This is a genomic window from Streptomyces sp. NPDC002643, from assembly GCF_053592555.1.
Genome location: NZ_JBSFVY010000043.1, coordinates 68,670 through 75,266, shown reverse-complemented (window position 1 = coordinate 75,266; position 6,597 = coordinate 68,670). Strand labels below are relative to the sequence as shown.

Sequence of the window (6,597 nt, the reverse complement as noted above, 5' to 3'; positions counted from 1 at the left end):
ACACTGGCGCCGCCGCCATCAACACCGCGCCCGCCTCAGCCACTACCGCCGACGAGGCCACCGACCCCCATAACTGCGGCTGCAGTATTAGGGGCTGACGGATTCCAGCGGACGAATCAACGAGGAGGCATGCTACGGCGACCGCATTCCTCAGAACAGTTGCCGCAGGGTGGCCCGGCGGCAGGCTCGGCCGGGCCACCTCGCTGTCAGCGCGTTTCGGTACGTTTTTCCAGGCGGGTGCCGTGGCGAAGGGTGATCGACATCAGGTCGCTGGGGGCGTCCAGCTCCAAGCGGTGCCAGCGGCCACGGGGGACGATCACGGCGGTGCTTGGCCGCAACTGCACCACCTCCTTGGTGTCGTCGGGCCTGGCGGGACGGAAGTAGACGCGAACACCGCCGGTCAGGCAGCACACCGCCTCCTCGGCTTGTGGGTGCATCTCCCAGTGGTCGGCGTGAACGTCGGCGTCGGTCTCCACGTGGAACGTCGCGAGCTGCCAGGCGCCGGAGTCGTTGTTCGTCGTCCGTCGTTCGGCGGCTCGGACGTCGCCGTCGGGGTGGATGTGCAGCTCCGTGGCGAACAGGTCGATGGGTGACAGGGGTGTGGTCGTCATGACGGCGTTCCTTCCAGTCGATTCTCTGCCGTGATGGCGGGTTGCGGGGCAGGTGTTTCGGCCTGGCGGCGGGGCAGCACGCCGATCGCCACGATGGCCGCGGACATGAAGAGGGCGGCGGCGATGGCAAGGCCCAGGGCGTAGCCGTCGTTGATCGCGGCGGGGTCGGTGGCTGTGCCGGTGCGGTGTGCGGCGACGGTGGCGAGGGCGGCCAGGCCGATACAGCCACCGAGTTGGCGGGAGCTGTTCATGAGGCCGGAGGCCATGCCGGCCTCACGGGGGGCGACGCCAGTGGTCGCGGCGGCGACGATCGGGGCCAGGACCAGTCCGACGCCGGTGCCGGTGATGACGCAGGGGCCGAGCACATCGGTGAGGAAGCCGCCGTCGGGGCTGATGAAGGCGAACCAGGCCAGGCCCGTGGCGGCCAGCAGGGCGCCGGGCACCAGGGACGCGCGGGGGGTGTGTGCCGCGGTGACACGGGCCGCGACGACGCTGCCCGCGACCAGGCTCGCGGAGAAGGGCAGGAACGCGGCACCGGTTGCCGCGGCGCCCATGCCCAGAACCTGCTGCATGTACAGGGATACGAAGTAGAAGGCCGCGAACTGCCCGGCGGTGGAGAAGAAGACCAGCACATTGGCGCCGGCGACCCAGCGGCTGCGCAGCAGACCGAGGCGCAACAGCGGTGCGGCCACCCTGGATTCGGTGGCGACGAAGGCGGCCAGGCAGGTGGCCGCGGCGACGAGCATCGTCCATGTGGCCGGGGAGTCCCATCCTTGGGCGTCGGCGCGCACGACACCGGTCACCAGCAGCCCGACTCCACCAGTGCCCAGGACGGCACCGAGCACATCCAGCCGCTCGCGCCGGGCGGGGCGTGCTTCGGCGGGCACGCCTGCCCGGACCAGCGCGAGAGCCACCGCGACGATGGGCAGATTGATCAGCATCACCCATTGCCAGCCCGCGTACTGGGTCAGCAGCCCGCCCGCCAGCACGCCCAGCGCTCCGCCCGCGGCGTTCACCCCGCTCCACACCCCGAGCGCGCGCACGCGCTGCGGGCCCTCGGGAAGGTGGTGGTCAGCATCGCCAGCGTGGCCGGGGTGACCGCGGCGGCCCCCAGGCCCTGGCCGGCGCGCGCGGCGATCAGTTGCCAGGGTGCCTGGGCGAGCCCGCCCGCCAGTGAGCACAGCCCGAAAACGACCAAGCCGAGCACGAACAGCCGTCGGCGGCCGTAGAGGTCACCTGCGCGGCCTCCCAGCAGCAGAAATCCGCCGAGCGTGAGCGCGTAGACATGCACGACCCACGACAGGTCGAGCGGTGCGAACCCCAGCGCGGTGCGGATCGCGGGCAGGGCGACGTTGACCACGGATAAGTCCAGGGCGACGGCGAACTGGGCGACGGCCACGGCGGCCAGCACCATTCCGGGGCGCCCTCGCGAGTTTTTATACATGTATAGAAAGTAGCGTCAGGGGATCACCGTTGTCGACACCTGGGGGATGATGAGGGCATGTCGCAACCGTCCGCACCGCGCAAAACCCTTGGCCGGCCTCCCCGGATCTCCCGCGAGGAGGTCGTCACAACGGCACGTCGGATCGTGGACGCGGAAGGCGTGGACCGGCTGACCATGCGGCGGCTGGCCACGGAGATCGGCAGTACGCCGATGGCGCTCTACCACCACGTCCGCAACAAGGAAGAACTGCTCGTCCTATTGCTGGACGACTACGCCACACGGACGCTGCACCGACCCGAACTGCCCGCCCGGCCTCGCGAGCGGATCGTCGTCGCCGCTGCCACGATCCACGAGGCGCTCGCCGCCTGCCCCTGGATCGTGGAGGTGCTGACAGCCGATGACCTGATGGCCACATCCGCTCTCTGGTTCGTCGAGCAGATCGTCGACGGCCTGGTCGAATGCGGCCTGTCCCCGGAGCGGGCCGTACACGGCTACCGCGCGATCTGGTACTACACCGCCGGAGAGATCGTGGTCCGCGTGACAGCGGCCCGGCGGCGCACGGACGACGACCGTCCCACCTACCGGGAGCGCGTCTTCACCGATCTCGACCCGAGCGAGCTACCCCGATTGGCACAGGTCGCGGACCAATGGTCACCACTGACCGCCGAGGACACCTACCTGGATGGGCTCCGAGCCCTGGTAGACGGCCTCCTGACTCCCCGTTGACCTGCTCCTTCAGCTCATACTCTCGAACGCCGACCCGGTGCCAACGCCTCCGCCCCAGATCCCCACGAAGCCGATCCCATGATCGCTGCGATCCGCTGCCGGTGACCTCCTCGGCGCGGACGGCGAGGTACTCGGCGCCATGGACATCATCCGCGGCCCCACAGCCGGACCCCGGACCCGGGCGTGGTGACCAGCGCTGTCAGCCCGAACCACCGGCCCGGTCTACGCGCTGGGCACCGTGGGCTACGACTTCGGCAGCGAGGCACGCCGGGACACCTGGGACGTCAAACTCCGCTTCTTCGACCCCGACGGCGGCCTGCGATCCCGCACCGGGTTCCGCTTCACCATCGACGTCTCCGACACCATGCCCGTCACCCTCGGAGCCACCCGCACCTGGTCCGAATCCAGATAGCCACACGCGAACGTGCCCTGCCCATGCCCGTTCCCGCTGGAGACCTGCCTCCCGACCAGCTTCCTGAAGTCATCTTTTCGATCTCGGGGCCTGCCTCACACGCGCCCGCCTTGGACGATCGCCCCGGGCTCGTCCTGCGACTGTCTGGCTCACCACCCCGGTTGTGCGGGCTGTCAACCCGTTCCAGCCCAGGAGTGCCTCAGGGCTTCGCTGTGGCCCCACTGCCATGACGTGGCCATCGGCCAGGTGGCAACGCGCGACCCCTATCTGCGCAACGTGGTACCCCTTATCGTGTCCAATCTCGGTGAGCGATTGATGTGCCAACGGGGTGGTGCAGGGTGGAGCCGATATCGATCGCGCTGTTGGCGGCGCTGGCAGGCGGCGCCGGTGGCGAGTTCGGGCGGCAGACATGGGCGGGGCTGAGGGCCGCGGTGGACACGTCCGGCACCAGTGCACCGTCGGCCCAGAGCTGAGCGGTATGGCCGAGGCGGATGCCTTCGGGCGGGACAGCGCGAGCGGGGCGGTGTCGAACACAGTCAGTGGTGGTGTGTTCTTCCACGCCGTGATCCAGGGCCGGGACATCACCGTACAGTTGCCGCCGCAGGTCACCCCGGCGCTGTCCGCACTCCCTGCAGCGTCCGGCACTTTCACCGGTCGTGAGGAGCAGGTGGAGCGGCTGCTCAAGGGCCTCGCTCCCGGCACGGAGCAGCGGAAAACACCGCTGGTAGCGGCGGTGGCGGGGCTGGCCGGGGTCGGCAAGACCGAACTGGTTGTACAGACAGCCACCCGGGCGTTGAAGGAGCCGGGCTGGTTTCCCGGCGGCGTGCTGTTCGTCGACATGTTCGGCTACGACAGCGAACGCCGACTGTCTGCAGATCATGCCCTGGACGGCCTGTTACGGGCTCTGGGAATGCCCGGCGAGCACATCCCCGACGGACTGCAGGACCGTACGCGGCTGTACCGCAGTGTGCTGGCCACGTTCGCGCAGCAAGGACGGCGAATACTGGTCGTCATCGACAACGCCTCCGACGAGGAGCAAGCTCGCCCCCTGCTGCCCACCGATGGCACCACCGCTGCTCTGCTCACCTCCCGTCACACTCTGGACGTCGACGCTCGTCTGCACGACCTCGACGTCCTCGACGCGCGATCCTCCATCGAGTTGCTGAACCAAGCCCTGCACAACGCCCTTGGCCCGGCCGACACCCGTGTTCAGGACGAGCCAGAGCACGCGAACGCCATCGCCCGGCTCTGTGCGGGCCTGCCGCTGGCCCTGCGCATCGCAACCGCCCTGCTCGCTGATGCTCCTAAGCGGCCGCTGGCATCCCTGGCGCAGGCCCTTGAAGCAGAGCACCGCCGGCTGGACCGGCTCCGCCGCGAGGAGCGCGCGGTACGCGCTGCCTTCGATCTCTCCCACCAGCACCTTGGCCACCAACAGGCCCGCCTGTTCCGGCTGCTGTCACTCAACCCTGGCGACGGCCTTTCCACCGAGACCGCTGCGAGCCTTGCCGACGGCGACCTGTACGAGGTGGAGGAACTCCTTCAGGACCTGGCCCGCGCCCACCTGCTCGAACCTGCACCCGTCTGGGGTCGCTGGCGGCTGCACGACCTCGTGCGCCTGTACGCCGACGAGAAGGGACGCTTCCACGCCGACAGCGACGAGCGCAACGCGGCCCGCGCCCGCCTCTTCACCTACTACCAGACCACCGCGGAGGCCGCCGGCACCCATCTGGATGCCCGACTCGGCACCCCCTCGGCCCGTTTCCCGGACCGCGACGGCGCGCTGGCCTGGCTGGATACCGAACGCCCCAACCTTGTTGCCACCGTCACTGCGGGACCGCAGTTCGGCCTCCAGGAAACCAGCTTTGACCTTGCGGATGCTCTTACCCGATACCTCCACGACCGCTATGCCTTCGATGACTGGGTGACCGTCACAACGACGGCCCTGGCCATCTGTCGTGCGTTGGATGACCGCCGCGGTGAGGCAGTGGCGCTGAACCAGCTGGGCCTTGCCTTTGCGGGACTGCGGCAGTTCGGCAAGGCCATCGACGCCCACGACAAGGCCGCAACCGTCTATCGCGACCTCGGGGACCGTGACGGTGAAGCGGGGGCGCTGACGAATCTCGGCAGCGCGCTGACCGGGCTGCGGCGGTTCGACGATGCCATCGACGCCCATACCCGGGCGGCCGCGATTTTTCATGAGACCGGCGACCGTCAGAGGGAAGGGCATGCGCTCAGCAACCTCGGCGTCACTCTCAGCGGGCTGCGGCGGTTCGATGACGCCTTTACCGCCTACACCCGGGCGGCCACGATTTTCACCGAGACCGGCAACCGCCAGGATGCCGCCCAGGCGCTGAACAACGCGGGCGGCGTCCTGACCGAGCAGCGGCAGTTCGAAAGGGCCATCAAATACCATGCGGCGGCTGCCACCGTCTTTCGCACCCACGGTGACCGACACCGTGAAGCACTCGCCTTTAACAACCTTGGCAGGGCTCTGGTCGGGCTGCGACGGTTCGACCAGGCCATCAATGCTCACGCCAAGGCCGCCGCGATCTACGGTGAGGCCGGCGACCGCCACCGTCAGGGCATTGCGCTGAACAACCATGGCCTGGCTCTGGTCGAGGTGGGACAATTCCGCGAGGCGATCGATGCTTACACCCAGGCCGCCGCTATTTTCCGTGAAACCAGTGACCGCCATGGTGAAAGCCAGGCGCTGAACAATCTCGGTCGGCCTCTGTGCGAGATGGGGCGGTTGAGCGAGGCCATCGACGCTCACACCCAGGCTGTGGCCATCTACCGCGACCTCGGCGACCACCACCGTGAAGGCTTGGCGCTGCACAACCTCGGCGCCACTCTGGCGAAAGCAAGGCGATTCAAGGAAGCCATCGACGCTCTGACGAAGGCACTCACCATCTTCCGGGAAACGGGTGACCGCCACCTTGAGGGCGTAGCCCTGTTCAACCTCAGCAACGCTCTGTCGAACAGGGGGCGATTCAAGAAGGCCATTGCCGCCCGAACGAAGGCGCTCACTATCTTCCGGGAAACCGGCAAACCCTTCTGAGCTGGCGGAGGCAACCGTCCGGAGGGAAGTACGCGCGGGTTTCCGGACCAGTGGATGAGGGCCTGAGCGAGGGAAGGTAGCTGGTGGGCGGCCCTTGTTCAAGGCATCCCATGACGGCGTGAGATTTCTGCAATCACTCGCAGATTCCAGGAGCGATGCTCCTAATCTGCCGGTTCATGCACACCGGTGCCCAGCCGGTGGATGATGCCGTCGATCACTTGGCGGTGGTCCCCGCCACCGGCCGCACTGTTGTCGCTCACCGGCGGCAGCGGCTCCAGCAGCGCCCACTCCTCGTCCGTCAGATCCTCCCTGCTGATCACGTCCGGAACAACGCGTCACTTGCTCG

At 68.3% G+C, this 6,597-nt stretch carries 6 protein-coding genes and 1 pseudogene; 4 read left to right on the top strand and 3 right to left on the bottom strand.

The genetic code is table 11. From position 1 onward, the window contains the following. Positions 1–206: 206 nt before the first annotated feature. Both ACWD4G_RS40195 and ACWD4G_RS40190 read right to left on the bottom strand, forming a co-directional pair. Positions 207–611, bottom strand: coding sequence for a cupin (locus tag ACWD4G_RS40195; protein ID WP_451302691.1), 405 nt, complete (start codon positions 609–611; stop codon positions 207–209). Further along, a pseudogene (locus ACWD4G_RS40190) lies at positions 608–2,025 on the bottom strand (MFS transporter). The gene ACWD4G_RS40195 and the pseudogene ACWD4G_RS40190 overlap by 4 nt, the downstream one beginning before the upstream one ends. Positions 2,026–2,112: 87 nt before the next feature. Here ACWD4G_RS40190 and ACWD4G_RS40185 point away from each other — a divergent pair. The 4 genes from ACWD4G_RS40185 (at position 2,113) to ACWD4G_RS40170 (ending at position 6,251) form a co-directional block, all read left to right on the top strand. Then, complete coding sequence (locus ACWD4G_RS40185) at positions 2,113–2,781, top strand: TetR/AcrR family transcriptional regulator (protein ID WP_451302689.1); 669 nt, start codon at positions 2,113–2,115, stop codon at positions 2,779–2,781. Between the two features lie 238 nt (positions 2,782–3,019). After that, complete coding sequence (locus ACWD4G_RS40180) at positions 3,020–3,193, top strand: cyanobactin maturation protease PatG family protein (RefSeq protein ID WP_451302687.1); 174 nt, start codon at positions 3,020–3,022, stop codon at positions 3,191–3,193. 338 nt (positions 3,194–3,531) lie between these two features. Further along, entirely contained in the window at positions 3,532–3,666 is a 135-nt protein-coding gene (locus ACWD4G_RS40175; protein ID WP_451302685.1) for a hypothetical protein, read from the top strand. A 5-nt stretch (positions 3,667–3,671) separates the two neighbouring features. Beyond that, positions 3,672–6,251: an ATP-binding protein gene (locus ACWD4G_RS40170; RefSeq protein WP_451302683.1), complete on the top strand. Its 2,580-nt coding sequence runs from the start codon at positions 3,672–3,674 to the stop codon at positions 6,249–6,251. A gap of 161 nt (positions 6,252–6,412) precedes the next feature. Here the strand turns inward: ACWD4G_RS40170 and ACWD4G_RS40165 are convergent, their stop codons facing one another. After that, positions 6,413–6,571 (bottom strand): transposase, encoded by a 159-nt coding sequence (locus ACWD4G_RS40165; RefSeq protein WP_451302681.1) that lies wholly within the window; start codon positions 6,569–6,571, stop codon positions 6,413–6,415. Positions 6,572–6,597 lie beyond the last annotated feature (26 nt).

Bases quoted from the DNA above. Each gene is read 5' to 3' on its own strand.
- ACWD4G_RS40185 (WP_451302689.1), top strand. From the start codon at position 2,113: ATGTCGCAACCGTCCGCACCGCGCAAAACCCTTGGCCGGCCTCCCCGG.
- ACWD4G_RS40170 (WP_451302683.1), top strand. From the start codon at position 3,672: ATGGCCGAGGCGGATGCCTTCGGGCGGGACAGCGCGAGCGGGGCGGTG.
- ACWD4G_RS40195 (WP_451302691.1), bottom strand. From the start codon at position 611: ATGACGACCACACCCCTGTCACCCATCGACCTGTTCGCCACGGAGCTG.